Genomic DNA, 18,448 nt, shown 5'->3' on the forward strand with positions numbered 1-18,448 from the left:
CCGGACAGGCTGTTGGCCGCTGGAGTCCTAGGACCGATTCATCTCCATCTGGTTCTGGGCTTCGGCGGCCAACTGCTTTAAGGCCAGCTCATCGGCCGCCGAGAAGTCACGCGGACGATCATCGATGATGCACAGCGTGCCGACCGGCCAACCACCGGGGCCACGCAGCGCATATCCTGCATAAAACCTGATGTGCGGTTTCAGTTGCACCAGTGGATTGTTCCGGAATTTGCTGTCCGCCAGCGCATCACGCACCACCATCACCCGTTCGCTGCGAATGGTCTGGTCACAGAAGGAAATCCGGCGCGGGACATTCTCACCGATGGGACCCGTCACCGATTTGATGAACTGGCGGTGCTGGCCGATCAGGGCAATCGAGGCAGAGCTGACACCAAACTGCTCTTGTGCCCGTCGGGTGATCCGGTCGAATCGCTCCTCGGGAGCCGACCCCATCAGCCCGGTCCGATGCAACGACTGTAGCCGCAGCGATTCGGCCTGGTTGACTGGGAACAGGGCAGCCGCCGTCGTCGTCAGGCGTCGCAGCGCTGGATCGGTCAGGCTTTCGAAGCTGCTTTCGGTGGGGACACCTGTGGCGAGGGAAACGTCGTCGGTTGTGTACGCCGCACGGCGCACTGGTGAATCCTTGTCATCGAGCATCTCGTTAATTGCGTGGGAGACCATGTCCCGCTGGAATTGCTCGAGCTGCATCAGGCCGTGAATGTACGCCTTGAACTCGACGATGTCGCAGGTGCCACCGATTTCTGTGTAGTTGTCCCAGACCGCGTTGAGGTCAAGCCCGGACGTCATGACGGCCAGGCGCGTGAACCACTGTTGAAGGTATGGGTCCATAAGGTTGTCTTTCTTCCTGCTCACCGGGAGAGGGCGTCGTAGCCGTCGGCTTCCATGGCGTCCCGCAGGCGGGTCAGCCCTGCCTGGATCCGCGATTTGGCGGTGGGAAGCTTGATCTGTAGCGTCTCAGCGACTTCGACATAGGTCATTCCGCCGTAGTAGGCCAGGCTGATGGCCTCTGCCTGCCGGTCGGTGAGGGATCCAAGACACTTTCTGACGCTCTCTGACATCAGGGTGTGGTGCACCGTTTCTTCCACGCTGTCCGGTCGGACTGCCGCTGACCGCAGGCTGTACGCCGCGTCACGTCCGGCAGAACTTTGCTCGCTACGCACCCGGTCGACGGCGCGCCGGTGAGCGAGGGTCAAAATCCAGCTTTGGGGAGAGCCTCGATCGGCGTCGAACTGGCCCGACGACGCCCACAGCATCAGATACACCTCCTGCACCACTTCCGCCGCAATTGCTGCATTTTGGATCACCCGCAGCACCAGCCCGTAGACCCGTTTGCAGGTCTGCCTGTACAGGGCAGCGAAAGCCTCCTGATCTCCATCAGCGGTGCGGCCGAGAAGGTCTGCCAGGGAGGGACTCTGGACGGCATCCTGCTGGGCGGTAGCCCGAACGGGAGGATCGACCGGACCGAGCCTATTGCTGTGGGACATGAAACCTCACCGTTGAGTCAGTGTGGGGGTCGAGACCGGGCAGCGCGAGAGCTCTGCGGCGCCCCGCACGGACCGAACTATGCCATCCAAACCGCCCGCCCGCAATAGCGGACGGCCCCCGGGGCGCCGTGTGACGTGCAGGGCCGGTTAGGCGAGGGACAGGAACAACTTTTCGAGATCTTTTTTGTCCATGGTGGCGTCGTCGCTGGTAAGACATTGCTCCAGCCCTGTGGCAATGATCGCGAACCCTGCACGGTCCAAAGCCTTCGACACGGCAGCCAACTGGGTGATGACGTCCTTGCAGTCCTTACCCTCCTCGAGCATGCGGGTGACAGCAGCCAATTGGCCCTGCGCGCGCTTGAGGCGGTTGATGACTGGGGTCAGCTCTGAGGTGTCGAGTTGCATGGTCGTCTCCAGGTTGTGGGTGTCGATTCAGCGTACCCCACCGGGTGTTTCCCACCGCACTTGAGAAGCGTACCCAGGCGTCCCTGCTAACCCGTCGGAGCAGCCAATCGGGGCCCCAGATCGCGATACTTGGCGGCCCGCCGGGTCAGGAGGGTGTCAATGGATTCCCCTGCCAGAGACGACAGCTCGTACTCGATAGCTGCTCCCATCCGGAGGCAAAACGCCTTGGCTTCCTCGGCGGCGTCATCGCGCTCGTCCACCAGGTGGTCGACCAGCCCGTTGGCATGTAACGACGCTGCATTGACTCCTTGCGCTTCTGACAGCGCCGGCGCGAACTCGGTGCTCCGGTGCATGATCGCGCTGGCCCCCTCGGGTGGCAGCGGTGACAGCCAGGCGTGGTGGGCGGCGATGGTGCGGTCCGCAGGGAGGAGCGCCAGCGCTCCCCCGCCGGCGCCCTGTCCGAGCAGCACCGAAACCGTTGGTGACTGCAAGCCGATGAGGTCGTAAAGCGATCGGGCGATTTCGCCCGCAAGACCACCCTCCTCCGCCTCTCTGGACAGTGCGGCGCCAGCGGTATCAATCACGGTCAGCAATGGCAGGCCAAGTTCTTCGGCCAGTTTCATGCCTCGTCGCGCCTCGCGCAGCGACGCAGGACCCATTGAGCTTTCCGGTGCCACCCGGGACCTGTTATGGCCCAACACCACGCACGATTGGTGGCCGAAACGGGCAAGCGCCAACTGGAGACCGGGATCCTTTTCGCCCTGGCCAGTGCCGTTGAGCGGCAGTACATCCTGGGCGGCCCAGCTGAGCAGTCTTCGCAGATCGGGGCGACGCCGGTTGCGGGAAATCTCGATGGAGGTCCAGGCGTCCACCGGGGAAGGTACGACGTCGAGGGTCGCCGGAGGTGGCACCGGTGCTGCTGCTTGCTGCGTCAAAACGTTCAGCGCGCGGTCAACGATTTCGGGGAGCAGCTCCGGAGGGACGACCGCATCAATGAGCCCCTTGTCGTACAGGTTCTCGGAGATCTGCACGTTCTCGGGGAACGGGGTGCCATACAGCGCCTCGTAGACCCGCGGGCCAAGGAAGCCGAGCAACGCGCCAGGTTCAGCGACGGTCACGTGGCCGAGGGAGCCCCAGGACGCCATGACGCCGCCGGTGGTCGGGTGGCGCAGATACACCAGGTACGGCAACCGCGCCCGCCGGTGGGTGCGCACGGCAGCCGAAATCTTCACCATCGACAGGAACGCGAGGGTGCCCTCCTGCATCCTGGTGCCGCCGGATGCGGGCCCGGCGAGCAACGGAAGTTCCTCCCGGGTGGCCCGTTCGACTGCCTCGACAATCCGATTGGCGGCCGCCAGCCCGATGGAACCGGCAAGGAACCGGAACTCGGAGACGATCACTGCCACGCGGCGGCCGCGGATCAGGCCCTCGCCGGTGATGACCGACTCGTCCACGCCGCTCTTCTCCCGGGCGGCCTGCAGCTCCCGCTCGTACCCCGCGTCCGGGTGCGGGCCGGGCACAGGTTTATCCCAGGCGGTGAAGGTACCCGGATCAAGAACCACGTCAATCAGTTCCGCTGCCGTGAGATGGCGCACCGGCTGGGTCGTCGTCATGCTATGAGTCCTTCGCCAGCGCGTCGTCCAGCCAGCGCCGGATGTCGGCACCATCCTGGTCCAGCAGCGGAGGCGCGGTGTGGCTTGAGTTGGTGGTCTCCTGCTCGGAGCCATCGAAGAACCGCAACGGGGGGCCGGGGAGGCTGACCTTGCCCAGCAACTGGTGCTCGACGTCGATCAGCAGGCCCTGCGACTTCACCTGCTCCCACTCGTACACCTCATCGAGGGACCGGACCTTGCCCGCCGGAATGCCGGCTTCGTTGAGCTTTGCCAGCAGGGGCTCCGACTCGTACGCGGCGAAAGCCTGTTCGATCTCGCCGATCAGCAGGTCGCGGTTACGCACACGATCACCGTTGCTGGCGAACTCGGCGCGGTCGGCGTCGAGCCCGAAGGTTGTGGCGAACTTTTGCCACAGCTTCTCGCTGCCGACGCTGATCTGGACCTTCCCGGCGTCGCAGTTGAAGAGGCCGTAGGGTGCGATGGACGGGTGATGGTTGCCCTGCGCCTTCGGCACCTCGCCGGCGACAGTGGTCCTGGTGCCCTGGAACGCGTGGACACCGACCAGCGCGGCGAGCAGCGAGGTCCGAACCACCTGGCCCTTGCCGGTTTTTTCCCTTTCCAGCAGTGCCGCCAGGGCGCCGTACGCCCCGTACATCCCGGAGAGGAGGTCAGCGATCGGCACACCGACGCGTTGCGGGTCATCCGGGCTGGGCCCGGTGAGTGACATCAGGCCTGCCTCGCCCTGCAGGATTTGGTCGTACCCGCTCCGGCTGGATTCTGGTCCGTCGTGCCCGAACCCGGTGATGGAGAGGACGACCAGGCGGGGGTTGAGCTGGTGCATTGCTTCGGTCGAGAATCCCAGGCGGTCCAGGACGCCCGGCCGGAAGTTTTCGACGACGACGTCGGCCCGTTCCAGCAGGGCGGTCAGGACCTTCTTCCCGTCGTCGCTCTTCAGATCCAGGGCGATCGATTCCTTGTTCCGGTTACAGGACAGGAAATAGGTGGCCTGCGGGTTGTCCTCGGGCCCCACGAAGGGTGGGCCCCAGCCGCGGGTGTCATCGCCGGAACCGGGGTTCTCCACTTTGATCACGCGGGCACCAAGGTCGGCCAGCATCATTGCAGCGTGGGGTCCGGCCAGGGCGCGGCTAAGGTCCACCACGAGGGTGCCGGCGAGTGGGCCGGACCGCTCTGCGGGGCTGGTAATAACGTCGGTCATGGTGATCTTTTTCCTTTCAGTGGGGTGTCCGGTTCCGGCGTTCAGGGCCTAGAGCCAGCCCGGCACCACGAGGACCAGCCAGGCGACCAGCGGTCCGACGACGACGATGATGCCGCCGTAGGCGAGGATCTGCTTGTAGAAGCGGTCCCTGTCAGTGCCCTCGGGGGCGTTGGCGAGTACCAACGCACCGTTGGTGGAGAACGGGGAAACGTCAACCACGGTGGAGGCGATGGACAGGGCGGCGATGACGCCGATCGCTCCGATTTCACCGGATTCCAGGAACGGGATGGCTAGCGGAATCAGCGCGGCGAGGATCGCCGTGGAGGAGGCGAACGCGGAGACGACTGCACCGATGTAGCAGATCAGCAGGGCAGCGAGCAACGGCATGCCGAGGCTGGCGACACCGTCGGACACGTATTCGATGGTTCCGGCTTCCTGCAGGACACCCACAAAGGTGAGCATGCCGCAGATCAGGAGCACCGTTGACCAGCTGATTTTTTCGACCGCACCCTTTTGGGACCGTGGAGAGATCAAGGCGAGGGCGACGGCGATGGTGATGGCAACGAAGCCGACGTCGACCTTGAAGCCCAGCACCACGACGGCGAGGACGATCAGACCGGCGATGGTGGCGAACTGCGCGAGAGTCTGCTTGTTCTCGGTGCCGACGGCGCCGTCGCTGGCTGGCTTGGCTTTGCCCTTGAGCGAGTCGGTGCCCGACCCGGTACCGCGGAAGTCGACGTCGGCACCCGAGGCGCGAGCGCCCACGCTGGCGTGCATCCGGGCATCGGCTGCGTTTTCGACGAACTGCTCGACCCGGGCGGAGAACAGTTTCCGGCCACCGAGAACCAGGAACAGGACGACGGCGATGAGGAAGTTGAAGATGAGGCTGGAGAGGAAGAGTGCCATGGGACTGTAGTCGAAGCCGGTGTCGGCGACAATGCCGTTGACGATGACGCCGTAGACGGCGATGGGCGAGAAGCCGCCGGCCTGTGCACCGTGCACCACCATCATGCCCATCAGCAGCGGGCTGATCTTGTGCTTGGCCGCGAAACCGAGCGCGACGGGTGCCATGATTGCTACGGCTGCGGGGCCGAGCGCGCCGACGGCGGTGATGACGCCCGTGATGACGAACATGATCCACGGGATCAGGGCCACCCGGCTGCGGACAAGTTTGACCGCTCCGCTGACCAGGAGGTCGATCGTGCCGTTGTTTTGGGCGATCGCAAAGAGATAGGTGACGCCAACCAGGGTGAGGAACAGGCCGCCGGGGAAGTTGGCAATAATGTCATCGGTTTCCATGCCGAGGAAGACTGCACCCAGCAGGAAAGCGCCAACAAAGGCGAGGGCACCCATATTGACGGGCAGCAAGGTAGCGATGAGGAACATCGCTGCCAGGATGATGATTGAGAGGAGTGGGACGGACATAGGTCTTCTTTCGCCAGTGAAAGTGTGATGTGACGCACGTTACCGGCGCACTGGACTAGACTGTTAGACACTGATCCATTTGTCAATTGTGACCTGCTCGCCCCCTAAACTGGCATGACATCTCCCCACTGACGTTGAGGACCGCTGATGAACGCACTGCCCGACCCACGGCAGCTTGGCCGCGCACCCCGGCCACGACTCTATGAGCAGCTGGTCGAGCAGATCCTCGTCTACATCGAGGACGCCCAGCTGGGGCCCGGTGATCTCCTGCCCGCTGAGCGAATCCTTGCCGAACAACTAGGAGTTTCGCGGGCGACACTGGCTCAGGCGCTGGTGGCCCTCGAAGTGCTGGGCGTAATCGATGTGCAGCACGGCACGGGGGCGGTGCTGGTGTATCGGCCGAGTCTGGCAACGGTGATCAGGAAGCTACGTGAGCATCAGACCAGGCTGCCCGAGATCACCGAAGCACGCAGCACCCTCGAAGTGAAGCTGGCCGCCCTTGCCGCTTCCCGGCGGACCGCAGCAGACCTGGCGGCTATTGACGCTGCCCTTGAAGCAATGGCCGCCGAGGTGACGGCGGGCGGTCGGGGCACCCAGGGTGATGAGTCGTTCCATCAGGCGGTCACCTCCGCCGCCCACTCCCCCGTGTTGGCCCAACTGATGGCGTTCATCGCGGAGATGGTATTGGAGACCCGGATCGAGTCACTGAGTCAGCCGGGGCGGCCCGAACAATCACTGAAGTCGCATCGGATCATCGCCGAGGCGATCCGTTCCGGGAACCCGACGGCGGCCGCGGCGGCGATGCAGTCACACATCGATCTGGTCTCTGATGTGGCTTTGCTGAAGTAGTGCTCCCAGCTGCCCCTTCGGATCACGGTACTCGTGACTTTGGGCCCTATCGGGTTGTGGTGCGGTGCAGGACAGTAGGTCTCCTAACCATCGCGCTGGGAGGCCACCATGGAATCGTCAAAACCGATAGCCGTTGCAACCACTGATAATGCTCGTGGTCAGGCGGCGGTGACCTGGGCCGCCGCTCGCGCCGATCGTTATGGAGTGCCGCTGATTATTCTGCACGTCGTTGACGACCGCTGGGTCACCGAGGCGATTCCCTGGACGGAGAGCCTGATGGACAACGGGCAGAAGCTGCTGCAAACCGCGGCGCAACGTGTCCGTGGGAGCACCGGCGTCGACATCACCACCAAGCTGCTGGAGGGCAGTGTCGCTGGGGCGCTCGGCGAATTCTCGGCCAACGCGTCAATGCTGGTGGTTGGCTCCGGCAGCGCCCACCTGGGTGGCACCCTCACGGATAGGGCTCTGCAGATCGCGGCAACCGCCACCTGCCCAGTCGCGGTCATTGGGGATCATGCGGGAACCGGGAAGGGAGTTGTTGTTGGCGTCGACGGTTCGGAGGAATCCACCCAGGCGGTCGCCTTTGCCGCAGCCGAAGCCGACCGGGATGACCAGGAACTAATTGTGGTGTATTCCCTGAACACGCCGAACCATCTCCTGGACAAGGGTCTCCTTTCGCCCAGCCTCGACAAAGCCCTCGAAGAGGAGGAACAGGTCGTGTTGTCTGAAACCGTTTCGGGCGTCCGGGAGGACTACCCGGGGCTTCTCGTGCGAAAGGTGATGGTGACCGACGCCAAACCCGCTGCGGCCCTGGTTCAGACGGCAGCCGGCGCCCACCTACTTGTGATCGGGAGTCGCGGTCGGGGAGGCTTCAGGCGGCTACTGCTGGGCTCCACTGCCCACGGGGTGCTTGGTCATCTGCCCTGTCCCACGGTGATTACCCCGATTCATAAAGTTAAGCATGACGACTAGGCGGCTGGCAGCGGCCAACCCACTCGTTGAAGGGTCTTTGGGCCCTAGGAGTTGGCCGCAGATCGATCTAGGCTCGGGGTCATGACTACCGGCGCTGAAATACCCAGGACCACTACCCTTTCCCCTGAAGAATGCTGGGAACTCTTCCGACGAGGTTCGATCGGCCGGCTAGCAGTCTGGGCCAACGAGCAGCCCGAGATTTTCCCCATCAACTACAGAATCGACGGCGGGGATTTCATCTTTCGGACTGGCCACGGTTCCAAGTTGGCCGCCGCTTTGGGCCAGCGGGTTGCACTGGAGGCGGACGGAGTAGACAAGGAGGGAGTTATCGCCTGGAGTGTCGTTGTTAAAGGTCCCGCGTACAGGCTGGACCGCACTCCGGAGGTGCTCAACTCTGTGGGCCGTCTGCTCGTTCCCTGGGAGGCCGGCAAGAAGGATCATTTTGTTCGAATCGTTCCCGAAAGCATCAGCGGGCGACGGTTCCGAATCGCTGCGCCGCTCGCCTGGGGCGGTCGGTTGGATGACGCTATGCGTGCCGGGCTGGAATAAGCGCCCGTAGGTCGTGCTGCCCTACTGCCCTGTCTGGCGGTTCGAAGCTACTCGTGACTTCTCTGCCTCGGCGATGACCTGGACTGTGCGGAGAAAAGTATCGGGGTTCAGCGAGATTGAGTCGATCCCCTGCTCGACCAGGAACGCCGCGAAATCCTCGTGGTCGCTTGGTCCCTGTCCACAAATGCCGATCTTTATTCCCGCCGCGTGAGCTTTGTCGATGGCACGCGAGATCATCCACTTGACGGCCTCGTCTCGTTCGTCAAACAGTTGTGCCAAATGCTCCGAATCGCGGTCGACGCCAAGGACCAGTTGTGTCAGATCATTGGAACCGATCGAAAACCCGTCAAAGTGCCGGGCGAACTCCGAGGCAAGAATAACGTTTGACGGTATTTCGCACATCATGTAGATCTGTAGTCCTTCGTCCCCCCGGACCAGACCGTTCTCCGCCATTACCTCGATGACCAGCTCTGCTTCGCGGAGCGTGCGGCAGAACGGCACCATCACCAGGACGTTCGCAAAGCCAAGCTGCTCGCGGACCCGCTTGATTGCCCGGCATTCAAGCGCAAATCCTTCCCGGTAGCGCTCGTCATAGTAGCGCGAAGACCCGCGGAACCCCAGCATCGGATTCTCTTCTGCGGTCTCAAAATAGCTTCCACCAATCAGATGGGCGTACTCGTTGCTTTTGAAGTCGCTGAGCCTGACGATGACCGGGCCCGGGTAATAAGGTGCTGCGATTTTTGCGATGCCCCGTGAGAGAACGTCAACGAAGTATTCAAGCAAAGTGTCATGACCGCGGGTGAGCTGCCTGATCTGCGCCATCTCGTCGGGATCAGTCACCAATTCCGGGTGAACAAGTGCCATCGGATGGATACGAATGAGGTTGTTGATAATGAATTCCATCCGTGCCAGGCCAACGCCTGCCGCCGGGAGCCGCCACCATTGGAAGGCAGCGGCGGGGCTGGCGATATTGACCATGACCGCGGTGTTGGTCTCCGGCAGGGCGCCGAGGTCGACTTCCTCCACCTCAAAGGCGAGCGTTCCCTCGTACACTCCCCCATCCTCACCGCCAGCACACGAGATGGTGATCGCCGATCCATCCTCAAGCAGCGAGGTTCCGTTCCCGGTACCCACCACGGCTGGTACGCCTAATTCCCGGCTGACAATCGCCGCATGGCTGGTGGGACCGCCATGATCGGTCACGATCCCCGCCGCCCGTTTCATCACCGGTACCCAATCCGGATCGGTCATCCTGGTGACCAGAATGGCGCCGTCCCGAAACTTGTCGATGTCCTGCGCATCAAGCACAACACAGGCGTCGCCGTGTGCGATTGCCTCGCCAATGGCCGCGCCCGAGAGGAGACGCCGCCCCGACTCCCGCAGGTGATACACGTTGAACGTGGTTTCGCTGCGTTGCGCCTGAACGGTCTCCGGGCGGGCCTGGACCATGAAGAGCTCCCCGGTTGATCCGTCCTTGGCCCACTCCATATCCATCGGCCGCTCGTAATGCTCCTCCACCGAGACAGCCCAGCGGGCCAGCGTCAGGATCTCCAGGTCGGAAAGTACAATCGACTCCCGCTCCAGATCGGTCGTTTCTATCGTCCGCGTGCGTGCGTGCCCACCGCGGCTGTACACCATCTTTCGTTCCTTGGAGCCCACCGTCTTCTCGATGATCGGAACAAAGTGGGGTGTGGCAAGCAACGGCTTGAAGACCTGGTATTTATCCGGGTTGATGCTTCCCTGAACGACAGTCTCTCCCAGGCCCCAGGCTGCGCTGATCACCACGCTGCGCGGAAAACCTGACTCCGTGTCGATGGAAAACATCACCCCCGACGCACCAAGATCCGAACGCACCATCAGCTGCACGCCGATCGACAGGGCGACGCTCACATGGTCGAATCCCTTCATCTCCCGGTAGCTGATCGCCCGATCGGTGAACAACGAGGCGAAACACCGTCTGCAGGCTTCAAGGAGTTCGCGTTCTCCCGAAATGTTCAAAAACGTCTCCTGCTGACCTGCGAAGCTTGCGTCGGGGAGGTCCTCCGCCGTCGCACTGCTGCGCACTGCCACCGAGGCTGACGGCCTGCCGGTCCGGGAAGACAGCGCCCGATAGTGATCAGTGATCTCGGCGGCGATGTCTGCAGGAAATTCGCCTTCCAGTATCAATGCCCGAATGGTCTCTCCTGCTTCCCGCAACGTCGACTCGCCAGCATGATACCGGTTGACCGTGTCACGAATGCCGGGTTCAATGCCGTTGACGGCGATGAAGGCCCGGTAGGCCGACGCAGTAGTGGCGAAACCGTCGGGGACCCGCACACCCGACCCGAGGAGGGAACGCGTGAGCTCGCCGAGTGACGCGTTCTTACCTCCGACCGAAGGCACGTCAGCTATTCCCACGTCTTGCAGCCACACCACGTACACGTCTGCACTCGCTGTTGAAGTCATGGCTCCATCTTGGCGAGCCAGACCCGGCAGAAGCAGAGTCTAAAGTCCCGCCAGCAACCCTGCCTGAATAGGGTCGTAAGGCCCTGTCACCGCTAACTCCCGGCCGACACCCTATTGGAATGAGTGACAATGCACCCCAACCCACAAAAGTTCATACCCTGGAACAACCTGTTGCAGTGGTTCGCGAGCGTGTTCCGATGGACTCGCTCACTGACTTCTTCGGTCGTGCATTCCATCGGGTAATGGCCGCGACCCAGACGCAGGGCACCAACCCTGCCGGTCCACCCTTCGCTCTTTACCATGGGATGCCGAGCGAGACCATCGACGTGGAGGCTGGGTTCCCGATCGCAGGACACTTCGCAGAAGCCGACGGAGTGTCGCAGTCGGTGTTACCCGAGACCGATGCCTTTGAGGCCATCCATGTTGGTCCGTTCGACACCCTTGGCCAAACCTACGAGCTCCTTCAGGCCGCAATTGAGTCGGCGGGCCACACCCCCGCGGATATCGCCTGGGAGTCCTATTTAACTGATCCGGAGGCGGAGCCCGACCCGTCAAAGTGGATCACCAAAGTTGTCTGGCCAGTGGCCTAAGTGGTTCCCTCCCCACCCGAGGATCGCCTCATGAACGTTCTTGTTGCCTACGCCACCAGGCACGGCTCAGTAATTTTGGGCAGTGCAGCCTATCTGACCCGCCGGCTGACATCGGCCAACGATCCCGTGGAACCGTCATGACGGCCGCCAGCCAGCTTCAGAGCGCTCCAATCCTGGGAGTGAACTCCCTGGTGAAGCGCTATGACAACCACACCGTTGTCGACGACGTCTCCTTCCACATTGAAGCCGGCGAAACGTATGGGCTCTTGGGCCCCAACGGCGCAGGTAAAACGACAATCATTTCAATGGTGGCGGGACTGATCCCTGCCGACTCCGGATCGGTCGAACTCATGGGTGCGGTCATGACGCCGACCAGCACCCGGGTAAAAGGACACATTGGGCTGGTCCCCCAGGAACTTGCCATTTACCCGGATCTGACGGCAAGGGAAAATCTGGTGTTCTTTGGCCGGTTGCAAGGGCTGAAGGGGAAGGAGCTCAAACAGCGGACGGACCTGGTCCTGAACCTCATCGGTCTCGGCGACCGTGCACGAGAGCAGACCAAGAAATTCTCCGGTGGGATGAAACGCAGGTTGAACATTGGCATCGGGCTGCTCCACCGGCCCACCCTGCTGATTTTGGATGAGCCGACCGTGGGGGTAGACCCACAGTCGCGCAATTCCATCCTGGAATCCGTTGAAAATCTTGCCTCGGAGGGAATGGCCGTCCTCTACACCACCCACTACATGGAGGAAGCCGAACGACTCTGCGACCGGATCGCGATCATCGATCAGGGCCGGATTCAGGCAGAGGGCACCCGGAATCAGTTGGTCGAACTGACCGGCGGGGTGGACCGCATCGATCTGCGCGGCACCGGTAGCACCAGCGACGCAGCCGCGGCGCTCCGTCAGCTCCCGGGCGTGCAGCAGGTCGATAGTGGCCCCTCAAACCTGCTGTTGACCGTCCACAACGGGCCAGGTCTTTTGGCACCCATCGTGGCCAAAGCCGGAGGCGCGGGAATGGCGCTGACCTCGGTGGAAATCGTCAGGCCCGATCTGGAATCGGTCTTCCTGCACCTCACCGGCAAAGCCCTGCGGGATTGATGTGCGCGGGCTCAGGACCATGGTCTCCAATGACCTCAGGCAGCGGATCCGGGACCGGTCGGTGTTCATCTTCTCCCTCCTCGTTCCGTTGGCCTTGATGGGGGTTCTGAACCTCTCCTTTGGAGGTGGCGGAACGGACAGCGTCGACTTGCAGCCCGCCGTCGTCGTCGCAAGTTCTGAAAACAGCGGCCAGCTCGGGGAAGCGCTCCTCGAGGCCCTCGATACCCTCCCCATGATGGACGTCACCGTCACCAGGGTGGCTGCCGACGAGGTCAGCGGCGAAACAAGGGATACCGGGGCTGAGCTGGGGCTCATCCTGCCGGAAGGGTTCACGACTGCGGTAACTTCCGGCGAGACCTCTACCGTCCAGGTCATCGAAGGTGATGTTGCAAGCATCGAAACCAATGTGCTGATCTCGGTGGTGGACGGGGTGCTTCAGCAGTTCGCTGCGGGCACCGTGACTGCCACGGCAGGCGGTATGGCCGGGCTTCCGGAGGACGAGCTAACCGGCCTGGCGCAACGGACAGCCGCTGGCCCGGCCGCCTTGACCCTTTCGGAAGGCCAGGCATCCGCCGAGCAACTGTCACTCAGCGGCTCACTAGTGGCTGGCCAGACCGGTTTGTTCCTGTTGTTCACCGTCGGGTTTGGTGTTCTGGGACTGCTGGCGGAGCGGGAAGGTGGCACCCTGACCAGGCTACGGTCAGCTCCCGTCGCTCCCGGTACCATCATCTGGGCGAAGGCCCTGGTCGGGTTCATTCTGGGGGTGGTTGCCTCGTCCATCCTGCTGACGGTCGGTAGCCTGTTGTTTGACGTCTCGTTTGGGTCCCCGGCTGTGGTGGGGCTCCTGATCCTGGCGGTTGCGGCGGCGGCAACGAGCCTGACCTTTGTCGTCGCGAAACTCGTGCGAAGCGCCGAACAGGCGAATGTCGCCCAATCGATCCTGGCCATGGTGCTGGGAGTCGCAGGCGGAGCCTTTTTTCCTTTGCAGACCTCAGGGATTGTCGCGACACTGATGGACTTTAACCCTATTTCAGCGTTCATTCGCGGACTCGGCATCACCTCCGGAGGCGGTGGGGTGGCGGACGTCGCTGTCCCCCTGGCGATCATGCTGGGATTTGCAGTCCTTGCCACCGTGATATCGCGCCTGCTGCCGGACCGGGGTGCCCGCTTGTGAAACACATCATGGGAATTGCCCTGGTAGAGGTTCAACGTTTCCTCCGGGACAGGTCGAACATCTTTTTTGTCTTCATTTTTCCTTTGCTCCTCATTCTGTTGCTCGGCTCCCAATTCGGGGCCAATAGCGGACGGTCCCAGGTGGCGCTGTCGGGCGGGTCCGGTACTGCCCTGGAAAGTGCTTTGAAGGTTCAGCTGGAAGAAGATGGCCTCCAGGTGTCGTTTGCCGGTGAGGAAACGGTGAAACAGCAGCTGGGCCGTGCCCGAATCGACGTCGGCATTTTCATCAGCGATGACGACGCCGCGGACTACTCCGCGGGTCAGGAGGCCGACCTCGAGGTGATATCAGCGTCGCAGGCCTCGGCACAGGCCGTACTGCAGGAGGTGCGGACGTCAGTCCAGACGGTCAGCACAGCACAGCTACAGCGATCGCTCCTCCAGGAAGCGGGCGTCAGCGCGGCCGAGGCGACCACCGCCCTGGAGCGGGCGGAAACTTCTGTGGTACCCCCCGGACTGGAAATCGTGGACACCGACGACGTATCGCAGGAATTTTTGGGCTTGGGACGGTTCGATCTGGGCGCCACCCAGCAACTTCTGCTATTCGTGTTCCTGAGTTCCCTCACCGGAGCTGCGACCCTAATCAACGCGCGGCGTCTCGGGGTGATCTCCCGTGTAATGGCCGCCCCCGTGACAAGCTGGCAGGCTGTGGCGGGGCAGGCTCTGGGACGGTTCGGCATTGCGGTTGTCCAGGGTGCGTACATCATGGTTGGCACAGCTGTGCTGTTTGGGGTCCAGTGGGGCGATCCCTGGTTGGCAGGACTGGTTCTAGCGTTCTTCTGCGCGGTCTCCGCTGCTGCAGCGATGGTGATCGGCTCGGTCATGGATAACGACAGCGCCGCGTCGGGAGTGGGAGTGGGCCTCGGTCTCGTGGTGGCGGGCCTGGGCGGTTCGATGGTGCCCCCGGAGTTCTTCTCCGACACCCTCCAAACAGTGTCCCGTCTGACCCCTCACCGGTGGGCTTATGACGCCTTCGCTGAGATCCAACGTCATGAGGGCACGTTGACCGATATTCTTCCGCAGCTTGCGGTGCTCGCAGGGATGGCTGTGGCTTTGCTGACCCTCGGCTCCTTCCTCCTGCGGCGCAGCCTCAGCAGGGCGCTCTAGATCTGACGCGCGTGCGCGATGTTCCGGGCGTAGGCCCAGACAGCAAGGAGGATCAGCGGCACATGAATTGCGGGCAGGTTGTGGGCGAACCACCGGGGCAGGTAAATATCAGTCACTGAACCGGTGGAATCGCCGAGGCGTTGGGCCAGTGGGGTGAGCGGACAATGAAACCCGTTGCCGGCAAAAACAACAATCTCGCTGCCGACAACGGCTGCAGCGACTCCCGCCCGCTGGTCTGTCCTTCCCCGTAACCCGGAGTAAAGCAGGTAAACCATGCATGCTTCGATGGAGAACCAAGCGGCGGTATGGAAGGACTTGACCGCCCGTAAGGCCCGCTGGTGTTCAGCCATGGGTAGCTCCTCTCGTGTTCATGACCTCCAGAGTGCACTCATCTGCCGCCAAGTGTCAGAGTCCAAGGGCCTGTCCGCACAGCTGCCCTATGCTTGGACCATGGACTTCCTTCGCCTTCTGCTCGTCTTTCTCCACATTCTCGGTACGGCCGCCATCGTGGGCGGCTGGTTGGCCACCTTCAAGCACCCCACCGTCACGCAGTGGCAGTGGATCGGCGCCCTCACCCAACTGGTCACGGGCCTGCTGCTGGTGGGTCTCGCTGAGATGGGCGACGGCGACGGCCCGAACCACGCCAAAATAGCCGTCAAGCTGGTCCTGACCATCGGCGTGGTTGTCGCCGCGTTCATCGGCCGCCGTAAGGCCAAGTCCGGACACGACGTCGCCAAGGGACTGGCGCACGGCGTCGGCGGTCTTGCACTGATTAACGTCGCGGTAGCAGTCTTCTGGAGCTAGCCCGCGTCAGTGGCGGGCGAGGGGACGCGCTGGGCCATCAGTTCCGCTTCGAGACGCGCTATGTCGTTTCGATGACAGAGTTCCGTGCCGGGCGTCATCGCTGCAGCGCTTCCGGCAGCTAGGGCTGTCAGGAAGGCGCTATCAACGGGTGAGCCCTGCGCAAGTCGGAGAACAAATGCCCCGAGAAAACTGTCGCCTGCTCCCACCGTGCTGACGACCTGCACTGACGGGGCCGGTAGCCGGATGGTGCCGGCCTCGGATGCAAGCACTGCCCCGGCATGGCCGAGGGTAAGTGCGACATATTCCGCTGCCCGGTTGGCGACCAGGCCAGTCGCCGCCTCGATCTGAGCCTGCTCAGTGTCAAGCGCCCGGCCGAGATGAGTCGCCAGCTCCCGCCGGCTGGGCTTGACCAGAAACACCCCTTCTGCCAGCGCCTCGGACAGTGCTGCACCCGAGGCATCCACGACACAGCGGGCGCCGACCTTCCTGGCCAGGCGCGCCACCCGGGCATAAAAATCGTCCGGCACCCCGGGAGGGAGGCTTCCGCTGGCTATGACATACCCTTCCGGCAGAATCGCCTCCGAAACGAGCGCGAGACAGGCTCGCCACTCGGATTTGCTGAGCTCTGGGCCTTCGAGCACAAACCGGAATTGGGCGCCCGTCCCCGTCTCGTCGACGGTGAAACTTTCGCGGGTACTTCCTTTGATGGGTGCAACGAGGACCGGGATCCGCTCGGCTTCGATGAGGCGACGATATGCCTCCCCGGTTGGACCGCCGGCCGTGCATACGGCGAGCACCTGTCCGCCGAGTCGCTGGATAACCCTTGCCGCGTTCATTCCTCCGCCGCCCGGTTCCAGTCGGCTCGCGGAGCACCGAAGTTTGTGACCACCGATGACCTGGTCAGTGGACGTGTAAACGTCCAACGCAGGGTTCACCGTCAAACTAAGAATCGGTTTGGGATGCCGCGGCGTGGGCGCCCGTTGAGAGTCTCCAGAGTCGGAGCTGGCCGCTTTGCCATTCATTGAGTACTACCCCCTGCGGTGGGTTTACGCCCAACTTACTCCCTGGTCAGTGCTACGTCACGAGGTGCCATTTTGCCGGCATTTTGGTTCGAATGTTTGTTCGAGAGAGTTGTCCACATAGGCCCCGTAATTCTCCGCAGTGTCGGAGCGGTTTGGGACAATGGAGGTATGGACGGTAGCAGGGCTCCATCGTTGACTGAGAAGGAACTTCCCTTCCCGGCAACGGCCCCGCGCGGCCCGTCACGCCTGGGCAATACCGCTGATCACAGTACCGCTGATGGCAATACCGCTGATGGCAGCGCTGGCCCAGATGCTGGCACGCGTGCCTTGCTCGACGCCCTCACGGCACTGAGGCCAGCCACGAACCCGGCCGGGATGATCGACCAGCTCCGCGGCCTGGAGGACCTCAAATCCGCCATCGCCGGAGTACAAGCCCAGATCGCGGTTGCCTTCGACCGCTCTGAACGCCACCACCAGGCCCAGACCGGGGTGCCAACCGCGGAGCAGGGCAAAAGTATCGGCGCGCAGGTCGCGTTGGCCCGACGGGAATCACCCTCCCGCGGCAACCGGCTCCTGGGCCTCGCCCAAGCCCTGGTCACCGAGATGCCCCACACCCTGGCTGCCCTACACACCGGCCAGCTCAACGAATGGCGAGCCACCCTGTTAGTGAAAGAGACAGCATGCCTCTCCAGCGCCGACCGGACCGCCGTCGACGAGGAACTCAGCCCCGACACCGGGACCTTCACCGGGTGCGGGGACAGAACCATCATCGCCGCGGCCCGGACCGCCGCCTACCGTCGGGACCCCCGCTCCGTGGTCAACCGCGCCGCCCACGCAGCCAACGAACGATTCGTCAGCATCCGCCCAGCACCAGACACCATGGCCTACCTCACCGCCCTGCTCCCAGTGAAGGAAGCCGTCACCGCCTACACGGCACTATCCCGGCACGCCGATACCGCCAGGGCGACCGGGGACACCCGATCCCGAGGCCAACTCATGGCAGACACCCTCGTCGAACGCACCACCGGGGTACCCGGGGGTGTCTCCCGCGTCGAACTGCAAGTGATCATCACCGACCGCGCCCTCCTCCAAGGTGACAGCGAACCGGCCAGAATCCCCGGCTACGGCATCGTCCCCTCGTCCTGGGCAAGAGAGCTCATCAACCCCGTTGGCAGTGACCCTGCTGACGCTGAGCGGCAGGCCTTCGACGTCTGGGTCCGGCGCCTCTACACCGCACCAACAAGCGGTGATCTGGTCGCCCTGGACTCCAAAGCGCGGCTCTTCACCCCGGCGCAACGCCGGTTCATCACCGCAAGGGACCACACCTGCCGCACCCCGTACTGCGACGCGCCAATCCGACACTACGACCACATCATCCCCTGGCACCAAAGCGGCCGGACGTCGATCACCAACGGCGCCGGACTCTGCGAAGCCTGCAACCACACCAAAGAACAACCCGGCTGGAAAGCCCACCCACGCCCAGGCCCCAGACACACCCTCCGAATCACCACTCCGACCGGACACAGGTACACATCCACCGCCCCACCCCTGCCCGGCGCCCGGTACCGGATCTGACCCTGCGGGGTCTTTGTCTTCCCAGTAGTCTTGGCAGTCAC

At 63.1% G+C, this 18,448-nt stretch carries 18 protein-coding genes; 9 read left to right on the forward strand and 9 right to left on the reverse strand.

Annotated elements, in window-relative coordinates; all coding sequences use genetic code 11:
• Positions 1–27: 27 nt before the first annotated feature.
• The 6 genes from ACX80Z_RS13310 to ACX80Z_RS13335 all read right to left on the reverse strand — a co-directional run bounded on the left by ACX80Z_RS13310 (position 28) and on the right by ACX80Z_RS13335 (position 6,164).
• Complete coding sequence (locus ACX80Z_RS13310) at positions 28–849, reverse strand: GAF domain-containing protein (protein WP_459316192.1); 822 nt, start codon at positions 847–849, stop codon at positions 28–30.
• A 20-nt stretch (positions 850–869) separates the two neighbouring features.
• Positions 870–1,505: an ECF RNA polymerase sigma factor SigK gene (gene sigK / locus ACX80Z_RS13315; RefSeq protein WP_459316193.1), complete on the reverse strand. Its 636-nt coding sequence runs from the start codon at positions 1,503–1,505 to the stop codon at positions 870–872.
• 147 nt (positions 1,506–1,652) lie between these two features.
• Complete coding sequence (locus ACX80Z_RS13320; RefSeq protein WP_019482467.1) at positions 1,653–1,910, reverse strand: metal-sensitive transcriptional regulator; 258 nt, start codon at positions 1,908–1,910, stop codon at positions 1,653–1,655.
• An 86-nt stretch (positions 1,911–1,996) separates the two neighbouring features.
• Positions 1,997–3,523, reverse strand: coding sequence for a carboxyl transferase domain-containing protein (locus tag ACX80Z_RS13325; protein WP_459316194.1), 1,527 nt, complete (start codon positions 3,521–3,523; stop codon positions 1,997–1,999).
• 1 nt (position 3,524) lies between these two features.
• Entirely contained in the window at positions 3,525–4,739 is a 1,215-nt protein-coding gene (locus ACX80Z_RS13330; RefSeq protein WP_019482469.1) for a CaiB/BaiF CoA transferase family protein, read from the reverse strand.
• A 48-nt stretch (positions 4,740–4,787) separates the two neighbouring features.
• Complete coding sequence (locus ACX80Z_RS13335; RefSeq protein WP_459316195.1) at positions 4,788–6,164, reverse strand: SLC13 family permease; 1,377 nt, start codon at positions 6,162–6,164, stop codon at positions 4,788–4,790.
• Positions 6,165–6,311: 147 nt separating this feature from the next.
• Here ACX80Z_RS13335 and ACX80Z_RS13340 point away from each other — a divergent pair, with 147 nt between their 5' ends.
• From ACX80Z_RS13340 to ACX80Z_RS13350, 3 genes are all read left to right on the forward strand, one after another.
• On the forward strand, positions 6,312–7,013 hold the full coding sequence (locus ACX80Z_RS13340; RefSeq protein WP_459316196.1) for a FadR/GntR family transcriptional regulator: 702 nt from the start codon (positions 6,312–6,314) through the stop codon (positions 7,011–7,013).
• Positions 7,014–7,121: 108 nt separating this feature from the next.
• Positions 7,122–7,985: a universal stress protein gene (locus ACX80Z_RS13345; protein WP_459316197.1), complete on the forward strand. Its 864-nt coding sequence runs from the start codon at positions 7,122–7,124 to the stop codon at positions 7,983–7,985.
• Between the two features lie 81 nt (positions 7,986–8,066).
• Complete coding sequence (locus tag ACX80Z_RS13350) at positions 8,067–8,534, forward strand: pyridoxamine 5'-phosphate oxidase family protein (protein ID WP_019482473.1); 468 nt, start codon at positions 8,067–8,069, stop codon at positions 8,532–8,534.
• A 21-nt stretch (positions 8,535–8,555) separates the two neighbouring features.
• On the opposite strand, the gene ppsA is transcribed toward ACX80Z_RS13350, so the two are convergent.
• Entirely contained in the window at positions 8,556–10,979 is a 2,424-nt protein-coding gene (gene ppsA, locus ACX80Z_RS13355) for a phosphoenolpyruvate synthase (protein WP_459316198.1), read from the reverse strand.
• A gap of 119 nt (positions 10,980–11,098) precedes the next feature.
• Between ppsA and ACX80Z_RS13360 the strand changes: the two genes are divergently transcribed.
• From ACX80Z_RS13360 to ACX80Z_RS13375, 4 genes are all read left to right on the forward strand, one after another.
• Positions 11,099–11,569: a GyrI-like domain-containing protein gene (locus tag ACX80Z_RS13360; protein WP_459316199.1), complete on the forward strand. Its 471-nt coding sequence runs from the start codon at positions 11,099–11,101 to the stop codon at positions 11,567–11,569.
• 137 nt (positions 11,570–11,706) lie between these two features.
• The gene (locus ACX80Z_RS13365) at positions 11,707–12,669 is read left to right on the forward strand and encodes an ABC transporter ATP-binding protein (RefSeq protein WP_459316200.1); all 963 of its coding nucleotides are present in this window, start codon (positions 11,707–11,709) and stop codon (positions 12,667–12,669) included.
• A gap of 19 nt (positions 12,670–12,688) precedes the next feature.
• Positions 12,689–13,843 (forward strand): ABC transporter permease, encoded by a 1,155-nt coding sequence (locus tag ACX80Z_RS13370; protein WP_459316201.1) that lies wholly within the window; start codon positions 12,689–12,691, stop codon positions 13,841–13,843.
• 8 nt (positions 13,844–13,851) lie between these two features.
• Complete coding sequence (locus tag ACX80Z_RS13375) at positions 13,852–15,006, forward strand: ABC transporter permease (protein ID WP_459316202.1); 1,155 nt, start codon at positions 13,852–13,854, stop codon at positions 15,004–15,006.
• Here the strand turns inward: ACX80Z_RS13375 and ACX80Z_RS13380 are convergent.
• Positions 15,003–15,356, reverse strand: coding sequence for a hypothetical protein (locus tag ACX80Z_RS13380; protein WP_459316203.1), 354 nt, complete (start codon positions 15,354–15,356; stop codon positions 15,003–15,005). The genes ACX80Z_RS13375 and ACX80Z_RS13380 overlap by 4 nt on opposite strands.
• Before the next feature lie 100 nt (positions 15,357–15,456).
• Here ACX80Z_RS13380 and ACX80Z_RS13385 point away from each other — a divergent pair, with 100 nt between their 5' ends.
• Positions 15,457–15,810, forward strand: coding sequence for a hypothetical protein (locus ACX80Z_RS13385; protein WP_024477452.1), 354 nt, complete (start codon positions 15,457–15,459; stop codon positions 15,808–15,810).
• Here ACX80Z_RS13385 and ACX80Z_RS13390 read toward each other — a convergent pair.
• Positions 15,807–16,751, reverse strand: coding sequence for a 1-phosphofructokinase family hexose kinase (locus ACX80Z_RS13390; protein WP_459316221.1), 945 nt, complete (start codon positions 16,749–16,751; stop codon positions 15,807–15,809). The genes ACX80Z_RS13385 and ACX80Z_RS13390 overlap by 4 nt on opposite strands.
• 249 nt (positions 16,752–17,000) lie before the next feature.
• Here ACX80Z_RS13390 and ACX80Z_RS13395 point away from each other — a divergent pair, with 249 nt between their 5' ends.
• Complete coding sequence (locus ACX80Z_RS13395; protein ID WP_459316204.1) at positions 17,001–18,407, forward strand: HNH endonuclease; 1,407 nt, start codon at positions 17,001–17,003, stop codon at positions 18,405–18,407.
• Positions 18,408–18,448: the final 41 nt, after the last annotated feature.

This window comes from Arthrobacter sp. TMT4-20, assembly GCF_054510775.1.